At 68.7% G+C, this 23,474-nt stretch carries 24 protein-coding genes; 15 read left to right on the forward strand and 9 right to left on the reverse strand.

Annotated elements, in window-relative coordinates; all coding sequences use genetic code 11:
• Positions 1 to 147: 147 nt before the first annotated feature.
• A complete protein-coding gene (locus tag IWC96_RS10340; protein ID WP_196838867.1) occupies positions 148 to 2,190 on the reverse strand; it encodes a lytic transglycosylase domain-containing protein in 2,043 nt (680 codons plus the stop codon).
• A gap of 110 nt (positions 2,191 to 2,300) precedes the next feature.
• Here IWC96_RS10340 and dapA point away from each other — a divergent pair, with 110 nt between their 5' ends.
• Entirely contained in the window at positions 2,301 to 3,188 is an 888-nt protein-coding gene (gene dapA / locus IWC96_RS10345; RefSeq protein ID WP_196838868.1) for a 4-hydroxy-tetrahydrodipicolinate synthase, read from the forward strand.
• A complete protein-coding gene (gene smpB / locus IWC96_RS10350; protein WP_196838869.1) occupies positions 3,188 to 3,652 on the forward strand; it encodes an SsrA-binding protein SmpB in 465 nt (154 codons plus the stop codon). The genes dapA and smpB overlap by 1 nt, the downstream gene beginning before the upstream one ends.
• A 140-nt stretch (positions 3,653 to 3,792) precedes the next feature.
• Here smpB and IWC96_RS10355 read toward each other — a convergent pair whose 3' ends face one another.
• The 3 genes from IWC96_RS10355 to IWC96_RS10365 form a co-directional block, all read right to left on the reverse strand.
• Complete coding sequence (locus IWC96_RS10355; RefSeq protein ID WP_021698452.1) at positions 3,793 to 3,984, reverse strand: hypothetical protein; 192 nt, start codon at positions 3,982 to 3,984, stop codon at positions 3,793 to 3,795.
• Between the two features lie 63 nt (positions 3,985 to 4,047).
• Positions 4,048 to 4,695 (reverse strand): uracil-DNA glycosylase, encoded by a 648-nt coding sequence (locus IWC96_RS10360; protein WP_021698451.1) that lies wholly within the window; start codon positions 4,693 to 4,695, stop codon positions 4,048 to 4,050.
• On the reverse strand, positions 4,692 to 5,231 hold the full coding sequence (locus IWC96_RS10365; RefSeq protein ID WP_021698450.1) for an NYN domain-containing protein: 540 nt from the start codon (positions 5,229 to 5,231) through the stop codon (positions 4,692 to 4,694). The genes IWC96_RS10360 and IWC96_RS10365 overlap by 4 nt, the downstream gene beginning before the upstream one ends.
• Between IWC96_RS10365 and folK the strand changes: the two genes are divergently transcribed.
• The 10 genes from folK (at position 5,230) to parC (ending at position 15,484) form a co-directional block, all read left to right on the forward strand.
• Positions 5,230 to 5,784 (forward strand): 2-amino-4-hydroxy-6-hydroxymethyldihydropteridine diphosphokinase, encoded by a 555-nt coding sequence (folK, locus tag IWC96_RS10370; RefSeq protein WP_021698449.1) that lies wholly within the window; start codon positions 5,230 to 5,232, stop codon positions 5,782 to 5,784. The two genes, IWC96_RS10365 and folK, sit on opposite strands and share 2 nt — an antisense overlap.
• A gap of 92 nt (positions 5,785 to 5,876) precedes the next feature.
• Positions 5,877 to 6,236 (forward strand): DNA-directed RNA polymerase subunit omega, encoded by a 360-nt coding sequence (rpoZ, locus tag IWC96_RS10375; RefSeq protein WP_021698448.1) that lies wholly within the window; start codon positions 5,877 to 5,879, stop codon positions 6,234 to 6,236.
• Positions 6,237 to 6,358: 122 nt separating this feature from the next.
• On the forward strand, positions 6,359 to 8,515 hold the full coding sequence (locus IWC96_RS10380; protein WP_021698447.1) for a bifunctional (p)ppGpp synthetase/guanosine-3',5'-bis(diphosphate) 3'-pyrophosphohydrolase: 2,157 nt from the start codon (positions 6,359 to 6,361) through the stop codon (positions 8,513 to 8,515).
• A 46-nt stretch (positions 8,516 to 8,561) separates the two neighbouring features.
• Positions 8,562 to 9,149, forward strand: coding sequence for an orotate phosphoribosyltransferase (pyrE, locus tag IWC96_RS10385; RefSeq protein ID WP_021698446.1), 588 nt, complete (start codon positions 8,562 to 8,564; stop codon positions 9,147 to 9,149).
• A gap of 62 nt (positions 9,150 to 9,211) precedes the next feature.
• The gene (locus IWC96_RS10390; protein WP_021698445.1) at positions 9,212 to 9,967 is read left to right on the forward strand and encodes a pyridoxine 5'-phosphate synthase; all 756 of its coding nucleotides are present in this window, start codon (positions 9,212 to 9,214) and stop codon (positions 9,965 to 9,967) included.
• Entirely contained in the window at positions 9,964 to 10,389 is a 426-nt protein-coding gene (gene acpS, locus IWC96_RS10395; RefSeq protein WP_196838870.1) for a holo-ACP synthase, read from the forward strand. Before IWC96_RS10390 ends, acpS begins: the two co-directional genes overlap by 4 nt.
• 287 nt (positions 10,390 to 10,676) lie before the next feature.
• Entirely contained in the window at positions 10,677 to 11,558 is an 882-nt protein-coding gene (lepB, locus tag IWC96_RS10400; protein WP_370541136.1) for a signal peptidase I, read from the forward strand.
• Between the two features lie 4 nt (positions 11,559 to 11,562).
• Entirely contained in the window at positions 11,563 to 12,270 is a 708-nt protein-coding gene (gene rnc / locus IWC96_RS10405) for a ribonuclease III (protein ID WP_021698442.1), read from the forward strand.
• Positions 12,267 to 13,217 (forward strand): GTPase Era, encoded by a 951-nt coding sequence (gene era / locus IWC96_RS10410; RefSeq protein WP_196838871.1) that lies wholly within the window; start codon positions 12,267 to 12,269, stop codon positions 13,215 to 13,217. The genes rnc and era overlap by 4 nt, the downstream gene beginning before the upstream one ends.
• Before the next feature lie 68 nt (positions 13,218 to 13,285).
• Complete coding sequence (parC, locus tag IWC96_RS10415; RefSeq protein ID WP_021698440.1) at positions 13,286 to 15,484, forward strand: DNA topoisomerase IV subunit A; 2,199 nt, start codon at positions 13,286 to 13,288, stop codon at positions 15,482 to 15,484.
• A gap of 55 nt (positions 15,485 to 15,539) precedes the next feature.
• Here the strand turns inward: parC and IWC96_RS10420 are convergent, their stop codons facing one another.
• Positions 15,540 to 15,998, reverse strand: coding sequence for a peptidylprolyl isomerase (locus IWC96_RS10420; protein WP_021698439.1), 459 nt, complete (start codon positions 15,996 to 15,998; stop codon positions 15,540 to 15,542).
• Between the two features lie 68 nt (positions 15,999 to 16,066).
• On the opposite strand from IWC96_RS10420, the gene IWC96_RS10425 reads away from it, so the two are divergent.
• A complete protein-coding gene (locus IWC96_RS10425) occupies positions 16,067 to 16,777 on the forward strand; it encodes an RlmE family RNA methyltransferase (RefSeq protein ID WP_021698438.1) in 711 nt (236 codons plus the stop codon).
• Here IWC96_RS10425 and pth read toward each other — a convergent pair.
• The 4 genes from pth to IWC96_RS10445 form a co-directional block, all read right to left on the reverse strand.
• Positions 16,774 to 17,394, reverse strand: a complete 621-nt coding sequence (gene pth / locus IWC96_RS10430) for an aminoacyl-tRNA hydrolase (RefSeq protein ID WP_021698437.1) — start codon at positions 17,392 to 17,394, stop codon at positions 16,774 to 16,776. The two genes, IWC96_RS10425 and pth, sit on opposite strands and share 4 nt — an antisense overlap.
• An 83-nt stretch (positions 17,395 to 17,477) precedes the next feature.
• Complete coding sequence (locus IWC96_RS10435; protein WP_021698436.1) at positions 17,478 to 18,155, reverse strand: 50S ribosomal protein L25/general stress protein Ctc; 678 nt, start codon at positions 18,153 to 18,155, stop codon at positions 17,478 to 17,480.
• Between the two features lie 151 nt (positions 18,156 to 18,306).
• Positions 18,307 to 19,380 carry a hypothetical protein gene (locus IWC96_RS10440; protein ID WP_021698668.1) on the reverse strand — a complete coding sequence of 358 codons (1,074 nt, stop codon included), beginning with the start codon at positions 19,378 to 19,380 and terminating at the stop codon, positions 18,307 to 18,309.
• Positions 19,381 to 19,473: 93 nt separating this feature from the next.
• On the reverse strand, positions 19,474 to 20,409 hold the full coding sequence (locus tag IWC96_RS10445; protein WP_196838872.1) for a ribose-phosphate pyrophosphokinase: 936 nt from the start codon (positions 20,407 to 20,409) through the stop codon (positions 19,474 to 19,476).
• A 203-nt stretch (positions 20,410 to 20,612) separates the two neighbouring features.
• Between IWC96_RS10445 and IWC96_RS10450 the strand changes: the two genes are divergently transcribed.
• Together IWC96_RS10450 and recN are read left to right on the forward strand one after the other, a co-directional pair.
• Entirely contained in the window at positions 20,613 to 21,446 is an 834-nt protein-coding gene (locus IWC96_RS10450) for an outer membrane protein assembly factor BamD (protein WP_196838873.1), read from the forward strand.
• A gap of 94 nt (positions 21,447 to 21,540) precedes the next feature.
• Positions 21,541 to 23,241 carry a DNA repair protein RecN gene (gene recN, locus IWC96_RS10455; RefSeq protein ID WP_021698665.1) on the forward strand — a complete coding sequence of 567 codons (1,701 nt, stop codon included), beginning with the start codon at positions 21,541 to 21,543 and terminating at the stop codon, positions 23,239 to 23,241.
• Positions 23,242 to 23,474: the final 233 nt, after the last annotated feature.

The following is a 23,474-nucleotide window of genomic DNA, read 5'->3' on the forward strand; positions in this document are numbered from 1 at the left end:
GAGGTGGGCTGGATCGACGGGCGGGTGGGCGGCGGTCGAACATCCAGACTGCAGGCCGGCCCCCTCCACCATGCTTCGCATGGTCCCCCTCCCCCGATGGGGGAGGATTGGCGGTCAGGCGCGTGCGGCCGGTCGTCCCGGGCTGTTCTACTGCGGCTGATAGGGCTGCGGACCGGAGCGATAGCCGGTCCCGCGGGCCAGGTCCTCGGAGAGGCGCAGCTCGCCCGTGCCGCCGTTCAGGCGGGCGCGGTAGATCTGCACGTTCTCCATCACCCGCATCATGTAGTTCCGCGTCTCGGTGAAGGGGGTGCACTCGATGAAGTCCGGCGGCGAGGTCATGGCGCCGCGCGGGTCGCCGCAGCGGGCCACCCACTGGTCGGGGCGCCCCGGCCCGGCGTTGTAGCCGATGGCGGCCAGCAGCCACGACCCGCCGAAGCGGTCGGCCAGCTCCTGCAGGTGATAGCTGCCCAGCTGCATGTTGTAGTCGGCCTCCCACAGGCGCTCGGGGCTGTAGGGCAAGCCCATGCGTCGGGCCACGCCCGAGGCGGTGGAGGGCAGGAACTGCATCATGCCGCGCGCGCCGGCGTGGGACTCGATGCGGGGGGTGAAGCTGCTTTCCTGGCGGGTGATGCCCAGGGTGAACTCGATGGGCGCGGCGCCCCGCACGGCGGTGGGGATCTGGATCGGATACTGGCGCTCGGGCATCAGATAGCCGCGCTGGCTGGCGGCGCGGCCGATCATCATGGAGGTGAACCACTCGCCATAACCGCGCGACATGTCGATCAGCTGGGCCAGCTCCATGGGGCCCTCGACCACGTCATCGGCGTGATAGACGAAGGTGTTGTAAAGGCCGATCTCGTTCGCCTCGGCCACGATGCGCGCCGCGCGCACCAGCTCCAGCGCCTCGAACCGTGCGCGGTCGGCGTCGCCGGGCTGCGGATCGCCGGGCAGGGTGATGGTGGTCTGGCCCGCCTTTTCGGCGGCCAGCTGGCCGTAGAAGCTCTGGATGTGCTGCGCGCCCTGGGCGTACCAGCCCTGGGCGCCTTGCGTGTCGCCCGCCGCCTCGGCGGCGCGGCCCAGCCAGTACAGGGCCCGGCCCTGGGTGATGGGGGTGGAGGACATCTGGCGCAGGGCCTCGAAATGGCGCGCCGCCGTGGCCGGATCGTTCAGCTTGGTCAGGGCGACCCAGCCGGCGAAGAACTCGGCGTCCACGGCGCGTTCGCCGCTCTGGAAGCCGTGGCCGTTCATGGCGTGATAGGCCGCCTGCCAGTTGCGCATCTGCAGCGCGTCGAGGAAATAATTGCGGCGCTCGCTCCACAGGGTGGACTGACCGCCCGAATGGGTCGGCGCCGGCGGCAGGTACTGCAGCAGGGCGTAGGCTTCGGACTGGCGATTCTGCGACCGCAGGATGCGCACCCGCTCCAGCACCACGCCCGGATCGGTCGCCTGTTGAATGCTCAGCCCCGCGACGATGGTGTCGGGGGCATAGGCGCCGCGCAGGGCCATGTGCGCATTGGCGGTCGCCCGACGCTCAAGCGAGGCCAGGCCGACCATCTGGTTGGTGGCCGGACCGTGCGGCCCAAGCAGCAGCATGGACAGGCGCGTGTCGTGGTCGTCCTGGGTCAGGAAACGGCCGAACCTGTCGAGCATGCGCTGTTGCTCGGGGGCCTCGAACGACTGGTCGCGCCACCAGGTGCGGATCAGGGTGCGGGCTTGCTCGGCGCGGCCGGTCTGCTCCAGCGCCCCGGCCAGCGCCAGGGCGCCCTGGGCGGTGGTCGGCCGGGTCTCGCCGAAGAAGGACAGAACCACGTCGGCGGGCATGGCCGCGCGCTCCAGCGCCACTTCGGCGTGGGCGCGGCGGGTGTCGTGCCGGGGCCAGTCGGCCATGGCGGTGTTGGCGGCGGCCAGGGTCGCATAGCTGAGCTGGTCGCCCGCCGTGTCGATCAGGGCCCATTCCACCAGCTTGCGCGCCACCGGGTCGCCGATGCGGGCGGCGGCGTCCTGGGCGCGGACCACATCCCGGGCCCGGGCGGCGGCCAGTCCCTCGCGGAACAGGGCCATGTCCGCCGGGCTGATGGCGGAGGGTCCCTGATAGGTCCGCGTGACCGCGGCCTGGCCCGCCACCTGCTCATAGGGCACCGGCTGCGCCAGGCTGGAGGCGATCAAGGCTGCGATCAGCTGTGCGAACATGATAAGTCCCGGTCCCATCATCAGTGTTGCGGCCGCCGCCATGGCGACCTATTCCCGTTGTCCATCAAGGCGCTTGCCGCCTCATTCTCACGCCTGGACTGCTATCCGACATGACTGCTCCCCTGTTCAAGGGCGTCATCACCGCCCTGATCACACCTCTTCGTGACGGAAAGGTGGACGAAGCCGCCTTCAACGCCCTGGTGGAGCGTCAGATCGCCGCCGGCGTGCATGGTCTGGTGCCCATGGGCACGACGGGCGAGAGCGCGACTCTCCATCCCGAAGAACACCACAGGGTGGTTGAACTGTGCGTGAACGTGGCCGCCGGGCGCGTGCGCGTCATCGCCGGGGCCGGGGCCTCGGCCACTGACAAGGCCATCGATCTGGCCCGGCGCGCCAAGGCCGTCGGCGCGGACGGCGCCCTGATCGTCACGCCCTATTACAACCGGCCCAGCCAGGAGGGCCTGTTCCAGCACTTCCACGCCGTGGCCGAGGCGGTGCAGTTGCCGGTGCTGCTGTACAACGTGCCCGGACGCACGGGCGTGGACCTGGCCAATGAGACGGTGGAGCGGCTGGCGGGTCATCCCAACATCGTCGGGATCAAGGACGCCACCGGCGACATGGCCCGCATCAGCCGCATGCGCGCGGCCCCGGCCATGGACGGCTTCGCCCTGATCTCCGGGGATGACCCCAGCTGGCTCGGCTACATGGCCCACGGCGGTCACGGGGTGATCTCGGTGACGTCGAACGTGGCGCCCGAGGGCATGGTGGCCCTGTATGACGCGGTCATGAGCGGCGACCTGGAAAGCGCGCGCCTGTGGCAGGATCGTCTGATCGCCCTGCACCGGGCCCTGTTCCTGGATGCGTCGCCGGCGCCGTCCAAGTACGCCCTGGCGCGGCTGGGCCTGTGCGGTGAGGAACTGCGTCTGCCGCTGACGCCCTGCAACGAGGCGGTCAAGCCGGCCATCGACGAGGCCATGCGCACGGCGGGCCTGATCTGATGGCCGAGAGCCCCACCAAGACCATCGCCGAGAACCGGCGCGCGCGCTTCGACTATTTCCTCGAGGACCACATGGAGGCGGGCATCGCCTTGCTCGGGACCGAGATCAAGGCGCTGCGCGACGGCCGGGCCAACATCGCGGAGTCCTATGCGGCGGTTGAGGGGCGCGAGATCGTCCTGGTGAACGCCGACATCCCGCCCTACAAACAGGCCAACCGCTTCAATCACGAGCCGCGGCGTCACCGGAAGCTGCTGTTGCACAGGAAGCAGATCGACAAGCTGATCGGCGCGGTCCAGCGCGAAGGCCGCACCATCATTCCGGTGCGGCTGTATCTGAATGAAAAGGGCATGGCCAAGCTGGAGATCGCCCTGGCCAAGGGCAAGAAGATTCACGACAAGCGCGAGGCGGTGGCCGAGCGCGACTGGCAGCGGGACAAGGCCCGCCTGATGCGCGACAAGGGCTGATCGGAGCCTGATCGGTTGAAGTGGAATCGCTTCGCGATTCCGCTGATGCCGTGAATCAGGCTCCAGATTAAAGCGAGAGCATGATTCACGCTTCAGCCGGGACCGCTGCGCGGTTCCGTCCGAAACGATCATGCTCCGGATCAGGCGGCGCCGATGGGCCGGGCGTCCATCACCCCCGCCGGGGCGTCGAAACCACGACCGGTCTCATAGGTCCCCAGATAGGGCTTGGGGTTCAGCAGGGTGATGGCCGCGACCACCACGACGGCGACGGCGAGCGCGGTCAGGGCGACGCGCTTTTCCTTGCGGGTGAAGGTTCTCTGTTTGCTGGTCATATCCGTTGCTCCCTCAGCGGGACATCAACGGAGAAGGCCTGATTCGTGTTCCCGGCTCTGCTGTCAGTTCGTGACGGCCAGGGCCTGCCGTGCCCTTTTGAACACATCCTCGAACATGGCGGGGGTCAGGCGGCCGGTGTTCGTGTTGAGGCGGGAGCAGTGGTAGCTGTTGATCAGGCGGTAGGGGCCCACCTCCGCCTCCACCCCATGGCCCGCCGGCGCGGCCGAGGCGGGCAGGCCCAGGGTCTTCAGCACATTGCGCCGGGACACGTCGCCGAGGGTGACGATGACCTGAAGGCGGGGCAGGGCGGCCAGCCGGTCGATCAGGAACGGGCGGCAGGTCTTCTCCTCGATCGGCAGGGGCTTGTTGCCGGGCGGTGCGCAGCGGACGGCGTTGGTGATCATGCAGTCGATCAGCTCCAGGCCGTCGTCGGGCCGGGCGTCATACCGGCCACGCGCGAAGCCGGTTTTGATCAGGGTCTCGTACAGCAGCCAGCCCGCGTGATCGCCGGTGAAGGGCCGTCCGGTGCGGTTCGCGCCCGTGCGGCCGGGCGCCAGGCCCACCACCAGCAGCCGCGCCTCGGGATCGCCGAAGGAGGGGGCCGCGCCGTTGAACCAGTCCGGGTTCTGCGCCTCGTTCCCGGCCCGGTATTCGACCAGGCGAGGGCACAGCGGGCATTTGGCGGGCGGCTCGGGGATCAGAGTCTTCATGCCTCGCGGCTCGGGCGTCCGAACACGTCCATCAGATCGGACAGGTCCACGAACTGGTCCGCGGCGCGGCGCAGGTCGTCGGCGGCCTGGGGCGGCTGGCTCTTGAGGGTGGAGACCACGCTGACCCGCACGCCCTTGTCCTGAACGGCCTCGACCAGATACCGGAAATCACCGTCGCCGGAGAACAGCACCGCATGGTCGATGTTCGGCGCCATGGACAGCATGTCCACCGCGATCTCCACGTCCATGTTGCCCTTGGTGCGGGTGTGGCCCGAGGCGTCGGTGTAGCGCTTGACCGGCTTGGTCACCATGGTGAAGCCGTTGTAGTCCAGCCAGTCCACAAGAGGACGGATCGGTGAATACTCTTCGCCCTCGACAATGGCTGTGTAATAGTAGGCGCGAACCAGAACGCCACTTGATCGGAAGAATTCGATCAGCTTTTTGAAGTCCATGTCCGCGTTCAGGGACTTGGCGGCCGAATACAGATTGGCGCCGTCGATGAACAGCGCGATGCGCTCCGTCGGATAGAAATGCATGACTGAAAATCCGCAAAATATCGAGACCGCCGACGATCCGGACCTGGCTGTCGGCGGCGAGGATGCAGTGGTGATCGCACTGGGCTCGAATGACAAGGGGGTCTGGCCGTCATGCATTGATGTGCTGGAGGCGACGGTCGCCCGTTTCCGGGCAGACGGCATCGACGTTCTGGCGCTGTCGTCCTGGTGGCGCTCGGCCGCCTGGCCAGATCCGTCGGACCCGCCCTTCGTCAACGGGGTCGCCGTCGTCACCACCGCCCATGACCCCCACGCCCTGATGGCGACGCTGGGGCGGATTGAGGAGGCGTTCGGACGGGAGCGTGGGCGGATCAACGCCCCGCGCACCCTGGACCTGGATCTGATCGCCTATGGCCGCCTCAGCGGCGATCTGGAGGGTCTGATCCTGCCGCACCCTCGCGCGGCCGAGCGCCTGTTCGTCATGGGCCCGCTGGCGGAAATCGCGCCGGAATGGGTGCACCCGACGGCGGCGAAGACGGCGAAGGTGCTGGCTGAAAGCTGTAAAGTCGGAACGGACGCGCGGCCGGTCAACTGACGCCGCGACATTCCGCACGTCGCGCGCCATTGATTTGCCACGTCGAACCCTCTATTTTCCCCGGTTCTCCCCAAGCCCCTCCGAGGATATTCATGGCCCGCGTCACCGTCGAAGACTGCATCGAGAAGGTTCCGAACCGCTTCGGACTGGTCCTGCTGGCCGGTCACCGCGCGCGCGGCATCTCGAACGGCGCCGCCCTGACCATCGACCGCGACAACGACAAGAACCCCGTCGTGGCCCTGCGCGAGCTTGCCGACGACACGGTGGTTCCGGACGATCTGCAGGAAAACCTCATCACCACGCTGCAGCGCGTGGATGAGCGCACCGAAGCCGAGGACGAGGCCGAGACCGTGGCCCTGCTGGCCGAACCCCAGCACATGAACATGGCCGAGCAGGAGCTGATCCGCGCCCTGCAGAGCGACCGTGACGGCGGCCAGGAGGATCGCTACTGACGCCCGCGCCAGCCGACGGAATCCTGATTTCCCCGGCGCGTGCCCAGGCGTCCACGCCGGGTCCTGATACTGCAAGCTCAGAACGGGCCGAGGCGAAACCCGCCCCGGCCCGTTCGCGCGCCATGCGTCAGTTCGAGCTGGTGGACGCCGTCAAGGCGTATGACCCCACCGCCGACGAGGGCCTGCTGAACCGGGCTTATGTCTATGCGATGAAGATGCACGGCTCGCAGCTGCGGGCCTCGGGGGATCCCTATTTCGCCCACCCCATCCAGGTGGCGGGCATCCTGACCGACTATCGCCTGGACACCGCCACCATCGTCACCGCCCTGCTTCACGACGTGGTGGAGGACACCTCCGCCACCCGTGACGACATCGCCGAGATGTTCGGCGAGGAGGTGGCCGGTCTGGTCGAGGGCGTCACCAAGCTGTCGCGGCTGGAGCTTCAGGCCGAGCACACGCGCCAGGCCGAGAACCTGCGCAAATTCATTCTCGCCATCTCCAAGGATGTGCGGGTGCTGCTGGTCAAGCTGGCGGACCGCCTGCACAACATGCGCACCCTCGAGTTCGTGAAGCCCGAGAAGCGTGAGCGAATCAGCCGCGAGACCCTGGAGGTCTATGCGCCGCTGGGCCGCTCCATCGGCATCCACCGCATCGCCACCGAGCTCGAGGAGCTCGCCTTCGAGCACCTGAACCCGACGGCCCGCACCGCCATCGAGCGGCGGCTGGAGGCCCTTCGCCTCGAGCACGGCCGCGCCGTCCAGGGGGTGGCCCGCGAGGTTCAGACGGTGCTGGAGGAGGCGGGCATCAAGGCCCGCGTGTTCGGTCGCGAGAAGACGCCCTATTCCATCTGGCGCAAGCTGCAGAGGAAGGCGCTGGGTTTTTCGGCCCTGTCCGACATCTACGGCTTTCGGGTTATTCTTCAGAGCGAGGACGACTGCTACCGCGCGCTGGGCGTCATCCACCGGGCATGGCCCATGGTGCCGGAGCGGTTCAAGGATCTGATCTCCACGCCCAAGTCCAACAACTACCGCAGCCTGCACACCACCGTGGTCGGCCCGTCGGGCCTGCGCATCGAGATGCAGATCCGCACCGAGGCCATGGACCGCGTGGCCGAGGAAGGCGTGGCCGCCCACTGGCGCTACAAGAACAAGTCCTATGGCTTCGATCGCGAGGCCATGGAGGAGGGCGGCGGGCGCGATCCGCTGCTGACCCTGCGCCATCTGGTGCAGGTGATCGAGCACGGCGAGGGCGGCGAGGACTGGGTCGAGCACGCCAAGCTGGAGATGTATCTGGATCAGGTCTTCGTCTTCACGCCCAAGGGGTCGCTGATCACCCTGCCGCGCGGGGCCATGGCGCTGGACTTCGCCTACGCCGTCCACACCGAGGTGGGCGACAGCGCCGTGGGCGTGAAGATCAACGGCGAGCTCAAGCCCATGCGCACGCCGCTCCAGAACGGCGACGTGGTGGAGATCATCCGCGGCGCCAAGCCCGACATTCCCTCCGACTGGCGCTCCCTGACCGTCACCGGCCGCGCCCGTTCGGCCATTCGCCGCCATATCCGCCTGTCCGAGCGCGAGGAGTTCCAGAAGCTGGGCCGCGCCGCCCTGGACCAGGCCCTGGCCCGCGTTGACAAGGAGGCGAAGGACGTCTCGCTGAAGCCGGCGCTGGAGACCTTGGCCATCGAGCTTGAAGAGGATCTGTTCGAACAGATCGGGCGCGGCCAGGCCCAGGCCGGCAAGGTCGTGGGCATCCTGTTTCCCAAGCTCAAGGCCTCCGGCCCGGAGCCGGTCGAGAAGAAGCGCATCGAAAGCGGGTCGGACGCGCGCCTCTATGTGCGCGGCGGCGGCCTGCGTCCCGGGGTCAGCATCCATTTCGGCGCCTGCTGCTCGCCGGTGCCGGGCGACCGGATCGTCGGCATCATCGAGCCGGGGCAGGGCCTGACCGTCCACACCATCGACTGCAACACCCTGGCGGACTTCGCCGACGACGACTCCGTCTGGACCGACCTGCAATGGACGCCCCAGGCCGAACAGGACGCGGTGGCCTCCACCCGTCTGGTCGCCACCATGCGCAATGCGCCCGGCGTGCTGGGGCAGGTGGCCACCGTCATCGGCGAGGCGGGCGGCAACATCCTGAACCTGAACATGACCCACCGTCAGCAGGACTTCTTCGACATGGAGATCGACGTGGAGGTGGCCGACGCCCGGCACGCCACCCAGATCATCGCCGCCCTGCGCGCCAACCCCAGCGTCGACACGGTGGAGCGGGCGCGGGGCTGAGCTTCCGCCCTTGCCGAAACGGCGCGGGCGGCTTAGGTCCGCAAGCATGACCTCCGACGACGTCCTTGAAGAATTCCGAGCCGCCGGCGCCCTGCGCGAAGGCCATTTCGTGCTGTCTTCCGGCCTGCACAGCCCGGTCTTCCTGCAGAAGAACCTGGTGTTCATGAACGCCGACCGCTGCGCCCGCCTGTGCAGGGCGCTGGCGGAGAAGGTGACGGCCGCCGTGGGGCCGGTGGATGTGGCGATCTCGCCCGCCGTCGGCGGCATCATTCCGGGCTACGAGACCGCGCGGCATCTGGGCGTGCCGTCCATGTACGTGGAGCGTGAGGGTGGCGAATTCCGCCTGCGCCGGGGCTTTTCGGTGGAGCCGGGCGAGAAGGTCGTGATGGTGGAGGACATCGTCACCACCGGCCTGTCGTCGCGCGAATGCATCGCCGCCATCCAGAAGGCGGGGGGCGAGGTGGTCGCCGCCGCCTGCATCGTGGACCGGTCGGGCGGCCGCGCCGATGTGGGCGTGCCCCTGATCGCCCTGGCAACCCTGGACGTGCCCGCTTACCCCGCCGACGCCCTGCCGCCGGAGCTGGCCGCCGTGCCGGTGGAGGATCCGGGCAGCCGTCGTCTGGCGAAGTCGTGAAAGAGTCCGCGTTCGCGGCGGGCTGAAGAGGCATGGCCCGCATCGGGCGAGGAGAACGAGGGATGGCCGAGCGGGTCCGCCTGGGTGTCAACATCGACCATGTGGCCACCGTGCGGAACGCGCGGGGCGGCGTTCATCCCGATCCCGTGCGCGCGGCGCGTGAGGCGCTGGAGGCGGGCGCCGACGGCATCACCGCCCATCTGCGCGAGGACCGCCGCCACATCTCCGACGGCGACATCGACAGCCTGACCGACCTGCTGCGCGAGCAGGCGCGGCCGCTCAATCTGGAGATGGCGGTCACCCAGGAGATGCTGGCCATCGCCCTGCACCATCGCCCGCGCGCCGTCTGTCTGGTGCCCGAGAAGCGCGAGGAGCGCACCACCGAGGGCGGGCTGGATGTGGTGGGCGGCCACAACTGGATCACGCCCTTCGTGGCGCAACTGAACGACGCCGGATCACGGGTGTCCCTGTTCATCGGCCCCGATCCCGATCAGATCGACGCCGCCCATCGGACGGGCGCGGCGGTGGTCGAGCTGCACACCGGCGCCTATTGCGACGCCTTCCGCGAAGGCCGCGTCGAGGAGGCCGAGGCCGAGCTGGCCGCCCTGCGGGCCGGGGCGGCGCAGGCCACGGCGCTGGGGCTGGAAGTCCATGCCGGCCACGGCATCGACTATGACACAGTCACGCCGATCGCGGCCATTCCCGAGGTGGTGGAGCTGAACATCGGCCATTTCCTGATCGGGGAGGCCATCTTCGTCGGTCTGGCGCCGGCCATCGCGCGGATGCGCGGGCTGATGGACGAGGCGCGGGGCCTGTGATCATCGGCATCGGGGCCGACATGACCGACATCCGGCGCATCGAGGCGTCGCTGGAGCGGTTCGGCGACCGCTTCAAGCAGCGCTGTTTCACCGAGATCGAGCGCATCCGTTCGGATCGCAAGCCCGATGCCTCCTGGAGCTACGCCAAGCGGTTCTCGGCCAAGGAGGCCTGCGCCAAGGCGCTCGGCACCGGCATGCGGCGCGACGTCTACTGGCGCGACATGGGGGTGGTGAACCTGCCCTCGGGCCAGCCGACCCTGGCCCTCACCGGTCATGCGGCGGCGCATCTGGCGCGCCTGACCCCGCCCGGCCACGAACCGCGAATTCATCTGACGCTGTCTGATGAGCACCCCTATGCCCTGGCGTTCGTGGTGATCGAAGCCTTGCCCGCAACCCCGTCAACCATTACCGAAGGCGCCTGAACGACCGCGTCAAGCGGCGGGGATGGGCGTGAAAACCGATGACAGACAACGAAAAGCCGGACCGGGACGAAGACGACGCGATCGCGGCGGACGCCCCTGTAGCCGACCAGCCCTCCGTCGACGAGGCCGAGACCGCCTCCGCGCCCGAATTGGCCGAGACGCAGCCGCCTCTGGAGGACGCGCAGGACGAGGTTTCCGCCCAACCCGTCGATGAAACGCCCGTCGAGGCGGACGAGCCGGTTCAGCCTGCCGATCCCGCAGAGCCGGAAACCACCGAACAGGCCATGATGGCCGCGGCGGCCGCGGGCGCGACGACGGTTTCCGCCGTGGCCGGGACCAGCCAGACCCCCCCGCGGCCCATCTGGAGCGACAAGGGCGACGCGCCCTTCGAGGACGAGCCCGTGGACCGTCCCGCCCGCTCCCAGGGCCGCCCGGTCAAGGTGAAGCCGCCCCAGAACGAGACGGTCGAGATCATCAAGACCATCGTCTACGCCCTGGCCATCGCCCTGGTGCTGCGGGTGCTGCTGTTCCAGCCCTTCACCATTCCGTCCGCCTCCATGGAGCCGAACCTCTACGAGGGCGACTACATCGTCGTGTCCAAGTGGAACTATGGCTACAGCCGCCACTCCCTGCCGTGGAGCCCGCCGCTGTTCGAGGGCCGCATCTTCGGCTCGCAGCCGGATCGCGGCGACGTGGTGGTGTTCAAGCTGCCCCAGGACAACCGCACCGACTACATCAAGCGCGTCATCGGCCTGCCCGGCGACCGCGTCCAGATGATCGGCGGACAGCTGCACATCAACGGCGTGGCGGTGGAGAACGTGCCCGCGGGCTCCCTGCGCATCGACGGCCCGTTCGGGCCCATGGATGCAGCCCAGGTGGACGAGACCCTGCCCGAGGGCCGCACCTTCCGCATCCAGGACTTCGGCCGCGGCTTCGACCTGGACGACACCCAGGTATTCGAGGTGCCCGAGGGCTACTACTTCATGATGGGCGACAATCGCGACAACTCCATCGACAGCCGCGCTGATGTGGGCCTGGTGCCGGAGGAGAATCTGGTCGGCAAGGCCCAGATCGTGCTGTTCTCGTGGGAGCCCGGCGCCTCGCTGTGGAACCCGGTCAGCTGGTTCGCCAACCTGCGGCCCAGCCGCTTCTTCAACGGGCTGAACTGACCCCATGAACGCCCGGACCGAGGCGGTCGCAGAGCTTGAGCGCCGCCTCGGCCACGCGTTTTCCGACAGGGCCCTGCTGGACCGCGCCCTGACCCACGCCAGCGTGGGGGAGGGAGGCATGCCCCACGGCAAGCCTGTGCCGGACAACCAGCGGATGGAGTTCCTGGGCGACCGGGTGCTGGGACTGCTGGTGGCCGACCGCCTGTGCCGCGACTTTCCCGAGGCGGACGAGGGTCAGCTGTCGTCGCGCCTGCACAGCCTGGTGGACAAGGCCGCCTGCGCCCGCGTTGGGCACCGGCTGAATCTGGGCGAGGCCCTGCGGATGTCGCCCGGCGAGACCAAGACCGGCGGGCGGCGCAAGGACGGCATCGTCGCCGACGCCATGGAGGCGGTGCTGGCCGCCGTGTGGCTGGACGGAGGCATGGACGCCGCCCGGGCGGTGTTCGAACGGGCCTGGGCCGAAGAGCTGGCCGTGCCGGCCGCGCCCCGCCTGGCCAATCCCAAATCCGCGCTCCAGGAGTGGTCGCAGGCGCAGGGGCGGCCCTTGCCGTCCTATGCCGTGGTCAAGCGCACCGGCTCGGATCATGCGCCGACATTCACCGTCGAAGTGTCGATCGAGGGGCTTGAACCCTTGACCGCCCAGGGACGTTCGCGTCAGGAGGCGGAAAAGGCGGCCGCTGTCGCCCTGTTGAACCGAGAAGGCGTCATTTGACCGAGACCACCCCCACCCCCCGCGCGGGCTTCGCCGCCATCATCGGCGCGCCCAACGCCGGCAAGTCCACGCTGGTGAACCGGCTGACGGGATCGAAGGTCTCCATCGTCACCCAGAAGGTGCAGACCACGCGCTTCCCTGTGCGCGGCATCGCCATCCATGAGCAGAGCCAGATCGTGCTGGTGGACACCCCGGGCATCTTCAAGCCGCGCCGCAGGCTGGACCGGGCCATGGTCGCCTCGGCCTGGGGCGGGGCGCAGGACGCCGACGCCGTGGTGCATCTGGTGGACGTCGCCGCCGAGATCGCGGTGGCCGCCCGCGAAGGCTCCGCCGCCGACCACCGCCAGATCGAGGACACGCGCGCCATCGCCGAGAACCTCAAGGCCACCGGCGCCACCGCCATCCTGGCCCTGAACAAGATCGACGGCGTGCGTCGCGACGCCATGCTCGGCGTGTCGCAGGAGCTGTTCGAACTGGGCGTCTATTCCGAGGTGTTCATGATCTCGGCCGCCGACGGTTCGGGGGTGGACGATCTCAAGGCCCGTCTGGCGGCCCTGATGCCAGAGGGCGTGTGGCTGTATCCCGAGGACCAGAGCGCCGACGTGCCCCTGCGGGTGCTGGCCGCCGAGATCACCCGCGAGAAGCTGTACCTGCGCGTGCACGAGGAACTGCCCTATTCGGCCGCCGTGGAGACGACCGCCTTCGAGGAGAAGCCCGACGGCTCGGCCCGCATCGAACAGACCATCTATGTGGAGCGCGACAGCCAGCGCCCGATCATCCTGGGCAAGGGCGGCCAGACCCTGAAATGGATCGGCCAGAAGGCGCGCGAGGAGCTGACCGAACTGATGGACCGTCCGGTCCACCTGTTCATCACGGTCAAGGTCGATCCCAAGTGGCAGGACTCCCGGGCGCTGTATGCGCAGTTCGGACTGGACTTCGACGTCTAGGGATCCGTGGGGGGATAACCCGGCATCCGGGCTAGACTTCGGGCCTCACATCCCTGATTCGACGGCCCATGACTGTTCACACTCCGCCGCCCGAGGGCGGCCGCATCGTCGACGAGCCCCTGGGCGAGGCGCTCAGCCGCCGCTACTTGGCCTATGCCCTGTCGACCATCACCAACCGGGCGCTGCCGGACGTGCGCGACGGATTCAAGCCGGTGCACCGGCGCATCCTGTACGCCATGCACCAGATGCGCCTGAACCCCCAGGCCGCGGCGCGGAAGTGCGCCAAGGTGGTGGGCGAGGTGATGGGCGGCTACCACCCCCACGGCGACGCCTCGATCTATGAGGCGCTGGTGCGTCTGGCCCAGGACTTCGCCCAGCGGTATCCGCTGGTGGACGGGCAGGGCAATTTCGGCAACATCGACGGCGATAGCGCCGCGGCCATGCGCTACACCGAGTGCAAGCTGACGGCGGCGGCCCAGCTGCTGCTGGAGGGCATCGGCGAGAACGCGGTCGACTTCCGCCCCACCTATGACGATCAGGACGAGGAGCCCATCGTCCTGCCCGCCGGGTTCCCGAACCTGCTGGCCAACGGCTCGTCGGGCATCGCCGTGGGCATGGCCACCTCGATCCCGCCCCACAACGCCGCCGAGCTGATCGACGCCTGTCTCAAGCTGCTGGAGACGCCGGAAACGACGACCGAGGAACTGGTCGCCATCGTGCCCGGCCCCGACTTCCCCACCGGCGGCGTGGCGGTGGAGTCCGCCGCTTCCATTCTCGACGCCTACCAGACCGGCCGGGGCGGAGTGCGCCTGCGCGCGCGCTGGGAGACCGAGGATCTGGGCCGGGGCATGTGGCGCGTGGTCGTCACCGAGATGCCCTATCAGGTGCAGAAGTCCAAGCTGATCGAAGCCCTGGCCGACCTGATCGAAAACAAGAAAGCCCCCCTGCTGGCCGACGTGCGCGACGAGTCCGCCGAGGACATCCGCCTGATCCTGGAGCCTAAGTCCCGCACGGTGGAGCCCGAGGTGCTGATGGAGAGCCTGTTCAAGCTCTCCGATCTCGAGGTGCGCTTCCCCATCAACATGAACGTGCTGGACGCCACCGGCACCCCGGGCGTGCTGGGGCTCAAGGCCTGTCTGGTCGCCTTCCTGGATCACCGCCGCGAGGTCTTGATCCGCCGTGGTCAGTGGCGGCTGGAACGCATTGAAAAACGGCTACATCTGCTGGAAGGACTCAAGCTCGTCTTCCTCAATCTGGACGAGGTCATCCGCATCGTCCGCGAAGAGGAGCAGCCCAAGGCCCGGCTGATCGAACGCTTCGCCCTGAGCGAGCTGCAGGCCGATTTCATCCTCGACACCCGCCTGCGTCAGCTGGCGCGGCTTGAGGAAATGACCATCCAGAAGGAGTTCGACGAACTCGCTGAGGAGCTGGCGGGCCTCAAGGCCATGATCGCCTCTCCGGCCAAACAGACCAAGCTGCTGGCGCTGGGCCTGCAGGACGTACGCAAGGCCCTGATCTCGCCGCGCCGCACCACCATGGGCGATGCGCCGGACGTCAGCGAGGTGTCCATCGACGCCTTCATCCCGCGCGAGGCCATCACCGTCATCCTGTCCGAGCGCGGCTGGATCCGCGCCGCACGGGGCAAGGTGGACGATCCGTCCGAGCTGAAGTTCAAGGAGGGCGACGATCTGGCCTTCCTCGTGCCCGCCTTCACCACCGACAAGCTGCTGGTGGCGGCGTCCGACGGGCGCATCTTCACCCTCGGCGCCGACAAGCTGCCGTCCGGGCGCGGGCACGGCGAGCCGCTGCGCCTGATGATCGATCTGGACGAGAGCGCGGCCATCATCAACGTGCTGGCGCACCAGCCGGGCGCGAAGCTGCTGGTGGCGTCGAAGGCGGGCTACGGCTTCGTCACGCCCGAGGACGACGCCCTGGCCCAGAAGCGCGGCGGCAAGCAGGTGCTGAACGGCGACATGGCCGCCTGCCTGCGCGTGTCGGGCGATCATGTCGCGGTGATCGGGGAGAACATCAAGGCGCTGGTGTTCCCGCTAGAGGAACTGCCGGAGATGGCGCGCGGCAAGGGCGTCAAGCTGCAGACCTACAAGCAGGGCGGCCTGGCCGACATCACCGTGTTCAACGCCGAGGACGGCCCCGACTGGCGCGACGGCGGCGACCGTCGCCGCAACTGGCCCGACTGGCGCGACTGGCTGGGCAAGCGCGCCGCGGCCGGCCGGCAGGGGCCGCGGGGGCTGCGCAAGTTCCGCTGAGGGTGTCCATGGAGAGGCGGCGCAGGCCGCCCCTCCCGGTAGCGGATGACGGGCCCTAGGCCACCGTCGCCTTGACGATCTTGCCGGGCGCGCGGGGCGGCTCGCCCTTGGGCAGGGCGTCCACGTGGTCCATGCCCTCGATGACCTGGCCCCAGACGGTGTACTGGCCGTCCAGGAAGGTGGCGTCGTCGAAGCAGATGAAGAACTGGCTGTTGGCGCTGTCCGGGTTCGCCGTGCGGGCCATGGAGCAGACGCCGCGCACGTGCGGCTCCTTGCTGAACTCGGCCTTCAGGTTGGGCCTGGACGAGCCGGAGGTGCCGGTGCCCGTGGGATCGCCGCCCTGGGCCATGAAGCCGGGGATGACGCGGTGGAACACCACGCCGTCATAAAAGCCCTCGGAGGCCAGCTCGGTGATGCGCTCCACGTGGCCGGGAGCCAGGTCGGAACGCAGCTTGATGACCACGTCGCCCGTGCCGGCGCCGGTGTCGAGGGTGAAGGTCAGGGTGTCGGCCATTGGGGCTCTCCGTGTCTAAAGTCGCGGGGGTCATAGCCGTTCAAGCGCGTGAGGGCTATGGAGCGTTCATGAGCCAGGATGAAAAACCGCCCGAACGCCGCCGCATGGTGAGACTGCCCACGGGCGGGACCGCCGCCGGACGCGGCATGGGCCAGAAGATCCGCACGGCGGACAAGAAGTCCCTGTCCAGCCAGGAATGGATCAAGCGCCAGCTGGCGGACAAATTCTCGGAAAAGGCCCGGGCCGAGGGCTGGCGCAGCCGCGCGGCCTTCAAGCTGACCGAGATCGACGACCGCCTGCACGTGATCCGGGACGGGGCGCGGGTGATCGACCTGGGCGCGGCGCCCGGCGGCTGGGTGCAGGTGGCCCTGAAACGCGGCGCGACGGCGGTGGCGGGGGTGGACCTGCTGCCCATCGAGCCCATCACCGGCGCGGAGCTGATCGAAGGCGACTTCACCGATCCCGGCGTGGGCGAGCGGCTGCTCGAGCTTCTGGGCGGACCGCCGGACCTGGTGCTGTCCGACATGGCCCACAACACGGTGGGGCACCGCAAGACCGACCACATGAAGATCGTCCTGCTGATCGAGGCGGCGGCGGATTTCGCCATCACCTATCTGAAGCCGGGCGGCTCGTTCGTGACCAAGGCGTTCCAGGGCGCGGACCTGGGCGATCTGAAGAACCGGCTGCGGGCCGAGTTCGAGACGGTGAAATTCGTCAAGCCGGAAGCCAGCCGCAAGGATTCGTCCGAGGTGTTCATGGTGGCGCTGAACAAGCGCTAGTCGTCGTTTCGCGCGGCCTGCCGGGGGCTGAACTTGGGCGCGGGCGCCAGACGCAGGACCTCGCCCTGATAGCGCTCGTCGTCGCCCATGGCGGCGAAGGGCAGGGCGTCGGCGACGGCGTTCAGCAGGGCCTCTACCCAGGGCAGCTCGGCCTTGTGGAAGTCCCCCAGCACGTGGGGCATCACCAGGTGCTTCTCGCCGGGATGGCCGATGCCCAGCCGGGCGCGGCGAAAGTCGGGGCCCAGGTGGCTGATCAGCGAGCGCACCCCGTTCTGGCCCGCCGCGCCGCCGCCGGTCTTCATGCGGAAGCGGCCGGGGGCGAGGTCGATCTCGTCGTGGAAGACGATCACCTCGCCGGGCGGGACCTTGTAGAAGCGCGCCGCCTCGCCCACGGCGCGGCCGCTTTCGTTCATGTAGGTCTGGGGCTTCATCAGCAGGGCGCGGACCTCGCCCTGGGGCGTCTCGATCACGCCCTCGGAGACCACCGACTGGAACTTGGCCCGCTCGGGTCCGAACCGCCAACGGCGCGCGATGGCGTCGGCGGCCATGAAGCCGATGTTGTGGCGGTTGTTGCGGTACTTGTCGCCCGGATTGCCCAGGCCGGCGAGAATCAGCATGGCGTCAATCTAGTCCAGAAAAGGAAACGGCCCCCTCCGTTTCCGGAAGGGGCCGTCTCAAGCTTCCAACCCGGAAAGCGGGATCAGTCTTCCGACTTCTCTTCCGTTTCGGCCTCGGCCTCGGCTTCAGCCTCAGGCGCGGCGGCTTCTTCCTCGGCGGCGGCGTCAGCGGCTTCGTCGGCGGCTTCCGACTGGGCGGCCGAGGAGACCTTGATCGAGGCGATCATGAAGTCACGGTCGGTGATGGTGGCGTGCGCGCCCTCGGGCAGGGTGATGTCCGACATGCGGATCGCGTCGCCCAGCTCGCGGCCGGCCAGGTCCACGACCAGCTCTTCGGGGATGCGGTCGGCGCGGACGACGATCTCGACTTCGTGGCGGACGATCTCCAGAGAGCCGCCCTGACGGAAGGCGGCGCACTCGTCCTGGTTCTTGAAGTGAACCGGGATCGAGATCTTCACGTCGCCCTTGGCGTCAACGCGCATCAGGTCGAAGTGCATCGGACGGTCCGACACCGGGTCGAACTGGATGTCCTTGGCGATGACCGGCTGGGTCTCCTTGCCGTACTTCAGGGTCACCAGGTGGCCCAGCAGCTTGCCGGTGTACAGCGACTTGCGGAAGTCCTTCTCGTTGACCGAGATGGCGACCGGCTTTTCACCGCCGCCATACAGGACGCCCGGCACGAAGCCTTCACGCCGCGCAGCGCGGGCGCCGCCGGTTCCCACGTCCTTGCGGACGTCCACGTTCAGAATGATCTCAGCCATCAGGCTCGCCTCAATAACAAAACCGCCGCGCAAAACGGCCCGCGCGGCGGGGGTCGAAACCCTCGAATTCAAGAGCGCGGGTCATTACACGCTTCGTTTCCGAAGCGCAACCATGGCCGCGCGGAAAGGCGACGGGCCCGTCGCCCGACGATCAGTTGGGAGACGCGGCTCCGTTCTCGATCGCCTCGGTGGATGTGGCCGCGGCGTCAGCCGCGACGGGCGTGGACTGCGCCATGCTGGTGGGAAGAATCACCGGCTCGGGGGTGATCGCCTCGGCCGTGCAGGTGGCCAGGTCGCCGACCACGTGACGTCCGGCGCAGAACATGTGCTCGTAGTGCGGACGCGCGGCGGCGATGCACTGGTACAGATTCAGCTTGGACATGCTGAGGCAGAACTGGCTGTTGCGCTCCAGAGTCAGGGCCTCGGTGTTGGCGCGCCATTCATCGCCGCCCGCGCCGAGAGCGGCCATGGCGGCGATGGCCAGGGCCTTGGCCACGGCGGGGGTGTAGGGGGGCTGCAGCGCCTCGGCGCTGACGTTCAGGCCGTTCCCGTCATGGGCGGCGGCGAACAGACGGGCCGCGTCCTCGGCCCCGGGAAGCATCTGGGCTTCGGACAGCCGCCTGACGGTCTCCAGCCGCAGATCCCGGTCCGGCACGGCCTGCTGGGCCCAGCGGCGGCGCGGGTCGTTGCGTTCCTGGATGGTGTAGGCGTCCTCGGCCACCACATGGGCGATGGCGGCCAGCGCCTCCGAATCGGAGCGGAGCGTCGCCACGATCAGGCCCGCTGCGTCCGCGGCGCCCGGAAGCTGGGCGGCGTAGGCCGGGTCGGCCTGGATGCGTTCGATCACCTGGCGTCGTTGCTCGGGGTCGACGGCGTAGGTGCGCACGCCCTCCACGAAAGCGGTCGACTGCAGGGCCAGGATCGCGCCGTAGGCGATCATGCCGCGCGACAACTGGTTGGATTCATAGGCAGCGCCGCGGTTCATGATCATTTCGATCGTGGCGGCGTCGGTGATGGCCGGATCGATGGTCCGGGCCTCGCGCATGAAGGCCACATAGACCGCAGCGGCCTCTGAAATTCCGCTGTTCAGCGCCAGCGCAGGGGGCGGCGGAGGCGGAGGCGGAGGCGGCGGGGCCTCAGGCTCTGGCGTTTCGCAACTGACCAGAACAAGGGCGGACAAGGCTGCGGCCATGCCGAGGCCGCGACGTACAAAAGCCTGCTGCATCAAGCGATCCTTAAGACGGGACGCGAGACGCCCCCCAAATCCGGCGTCCGACACTGAAGTCCTTATACCGCCCCTGATTTGGTTTTTCGATCGTTAATCGAACAGCTTGGAGACAGACTCCTCGTTGGCGATTCGCCGGATGGCCTCGCCGATCAGGGGAGCGATGTTGACCTGCCGAATCTGGCTGCAGTTGTTCACTTCCAGCGGCTGTTCGATGGAATTGGTGATGACCAGCTCTTTCAGGACCGAGGACTCCACGCGGTTGACGGCCGGGCCGGACAGAACGCCGTGGCTGATGTAGGCCGACACCTCCGCGGCGCCCTTCTCGATCAGCGCCTCGGCCGCATTGACCAGGGTGCCGCCCGAATCGACGATGTCGTCGAACAGGATGCAGCGGCGCCCCTCGACGTCGCCGATGATGTTCATGACCTCGCTCTCGCCCGCCTTGGGCCGGCGCTTGTCGACGATGGCCAGGTCCGCATCCAGCCGCTTGGCCAGGGAGCGCGCGCGCACCACCCCGCCCACATCGGGCGAAACGATCATCAGTTCGGAGGTCTTGTCGTAATTCTTGCGGATGTCCTGGGCCAGCACCGGGGTGGCGAGCAAGTTGTCCGTGGGGATGTCGAAGAAACCCTGAATCTGACCGGCGTGCAGATCCATGGTCAGAACGCGATCCGCGCCCGCCCGGGTGATCAGATTGGCCACCAGCTTGGCTGAAATGGGCGTGCGGCCCCCGGTCTTCCGGTCCTGACGGGCGTAGCCGAAATAGGGCATGACCGCCGTGATGCGCCGCGCCGAGGCCCGCACCAGGGCGTCGGTGATGATCAGCAGCTCCATCAGGTTGTCGTTGGCCGGATAGCTGGTCGACTGGATGATGAAGACGTCTTCGCCACGCACATTCTCGTCAATGACGGCGAAAACCTCGTTGTCGGCGAAACGCTTGACCTGGGCCCGGGTGAGGGGACCATCCAGGTGATCGGCGATGGCCTGGGCGAGCGTGCGGTTGGAGTTTCCCGCCAGCAGCTTCATGGGCTGTCATCCTTTCGCCGTCATCGGCACGATTACTCGTCGGGCCTTCTAGCAGCCGGCGCGCGTGTAGCAACCCACGCCGCGCCGCATTGGCGTGAACAAATCGCTGGTGTAGAAGCGCCGGACTGTCTTTCAAGCGGCCGCCGGGGGCGGGCGCAGCCATGTGAGGTCGGACTTTGCTTCTCAGGAAATCGCGTTCCGGTTTGTCGACCCGTATCGGCGCCCTGGCCGTCGTGCTGGCCGCGACCACGGCCCTGTCCGCCTGCGCCGGTCGCAACGACCGCCCGCAGCTCGCCTATGAGGAGCGGCCCGTCGATCTGCTCTACAACGCCGGATACCAGCGGCTGGAGCGTGAGCGGTGGCTGGACGCCGTGGCCTATTTCCAGGAAGTCGAGCGCCAGCACCCCTATTCGGAATGGTCGCGCCGCGCGATCCTGATGCAGATGTACGCCTTCTACCGGCAGGGTCGCTATCAGGACGCCATCGCCGCCGCGGACCGCTTCATCCAGCTTTATCCGGGCAGCCCGTCAGCCTCCTACGCCTTCTACATGAAGGGCGTCTGCTACTTCGAGCAGATCGTGGACGTGGGCCGGGACCAGGCCGCCACCGGCCAGGCGCTGCTCGCCCTGCGTGACGTGGCCCGCCGCTATCCGGACACCCCTTACGCCGCCGACGCCCTGATCAAGATCGACATGGTCAACGACCAGCTGGCGGGCAAGGAAATGGCCATCGGCCGCTGGTATCAGCGCCAGGAGCAGCCGCTCGCCGCCATCAACCGCTACCGGACGGTGATCGACAACGAGGAATTCCAGCGCACCTCCCACACGCCCGAGGCGCTGTACCGGCTGGTCGAACTGTATCTGACCCTGGGCCTGGACGAGGAAGCCACCCGCAACGGTGCGGTTCTGGGTCACAACTATCCCGGCAGCCGCTGGTACCAGGACGCCTATGTGCTGCTGACCAATGACGGCCAGCGCCCGGGCGTTGAGCCTGAAGGCGAGCGTGAAGGCTGGCTGCGTCGCCTCATTCCCGGTTGATCACGGTCGCGGCCTCGCGAATCTGCTAGTCGGGGGAGGGGACGTTCGCGTCCCGTTCCACTGATGGCCGCCTGACGGCGCCGGACGGAGTGTCATGCTCTCAAGCCTGTCGATTCGCGACGTGGTGCTGGTCGAGGCCTTGGATCTGGAGATCCGGGACGGCCTGACCGTGCTGACCGGCGAGACCGGGGCGGGCAAATCCATCATTCTGGACGCCTTGGGACTGGCTCTGGGCGGACGCGGCGACGCCGGGCTGGTGCGCAGCGGCGCCAAACAGGCCGTGGCCACGGCGGTGTTCAGCGCGCCGGATGATCCCTCCTTCCTCGACATGCTGACCGAGCGCGGCTTCGAGGCGGCGCCGGGCGAGGACCTGATCCTGCGCCGGGCCCTGACGGCGGATGGCCGAAGCCGGGCCTGGATCAACGACCAGCCGGCGGGCGTCACCGCCCTGCGCGAGATCGGCGCCCGTCTGGTGGAGGTGCACGGCCAGCACGAGACCGTCGGCCTGCTCGACCCCAAAACCCACCGGGGCATGCTGGACACCTACGGTGGGCTGGCGGCCGAGCGCGGCGCCGTGGCGGCGGCCCATGACCGGTTGAAGGCGGCCGAGACGGCGCTGGCGAGCCTGCGGGCCGAGGCCGAGACGGCGCGGGCCCGCTTCGAGGAGCTGAGCGAATCGCTCGCCGAACTGGATCGGCTGGACCCGCGGGAGGGCGAGGAAGCCGATCTGGCGGGCGAACGGGCCATTCTGGGCGCGGCGGAGAAAGCGCTGGCCGATCTGGCCTCGGCGCGGGACTCGCTGGGCGGAGACACCCTGTCGCAAAAACTGGCCCAGGCCTTCCGGGCCGTGGAGCATGCCCGCACCCGCGCGGTGCAGTCGGGCGCCGGCGAGGATCACCCGGTGATCACCCGGCTGGCGGCGGCGGGCGAGGCCATCGACCGGGCGCTGGTGGAGGCGACCGAGGCCGTGGCGGCGGTGGACGCGGCGGCGGACGCCTTCGAGTTCGAGCCCGGCAAGCTGGACAAGGCCGAGGAGCGCCTGTTCGCCCTGCGCGCGGCGGCCCGCAAGCTGAACGTCACCGTGGACGCCTTGCCGGCGCAGCGGATCCGGTTTCGCGAGCAGTTGCGCCTGATCGAGGACGGCGCCGAGGCGCTCAAGGCGGCCGAGACCGAATCCGCGGCGGCCCGTGCGGCCTATGACGAAGCGGCGGCGGTGCTGACCGCGGCGCGGCGCGGGGCGGGCGACCGGCTGGCCGCGGCCGTGCAGGCCGAGCTGGCGCCGCTGAAACTGGAGCGGGCGCAGTTCCGGGTGACGCTGGAGCCGTTGCCGGAAGAGCGACGCGGGCGCGAGGGGGCGGAGGCCGTGCGATTCGAGGTGGCCACCAACGCCGGCACCGCCTTCGGCCCGCTGGACGCCATTGCGTCGGGCGGCGAACTGGCGCGCTTCGCCCTGGCCATGAAGGCGGCCTTGGCCGAGCGCGGCGGCGGGGTCCAGCCGGTGATGATCTTCGACGAGGTGGATCAGGGCGTCGGCGGCGCCGTGGCCGAGGCCGTGGGCCTGCGCCTCAAGCGTCTGGCCGACGGCGCCCAGGTCCTGGTCGTCACCCACAGCCCCCAGGTCGCCGCCAAGGGCCACGCCCACTGGAAGGTCCGCAAGGCCGAGATCGAGGGCGAGACGCGCACGTCCGTGGACACCCTGACCGATCAGGCGCGGCAGGAGGAGATCGCGCGCATGCTGGCGGGGGCGGAGATTACGGACGCGGCGCGGGCGGCGGCGCGGGCGTTGATCGGGTGAGGGGCCCCCATGGGCCCGCGAGTCCGGGCTTGCGGAGCGGCAGATCAGGGTTCCTGGCGGACCCTTCCTAAGGGGGTGTTGCGGACGGCGACCAGGCCGATCCGGCCTAGGGCGCTGCGCGCGACCTGACAGCATCGTCGTACGCCAGATTGAGAACTCATCAGGGCGTGCCCGGTGGCATGATCCAGATCAATGCGGGGGATGCGAGTTTCAACGACGTCTAACGTTCACTC

The sequence above is a fragment of the Brevundimonas sp. BAL450 genome (assembly GCF_015767455.1).
Taxonomy (GTDB): Bacteria; Pseudomonadota; Alphaproteobacteria; order Caulobacterales; family Caulobacteraceae; genus Brevundimonas; species Brevundimonas abyssalis.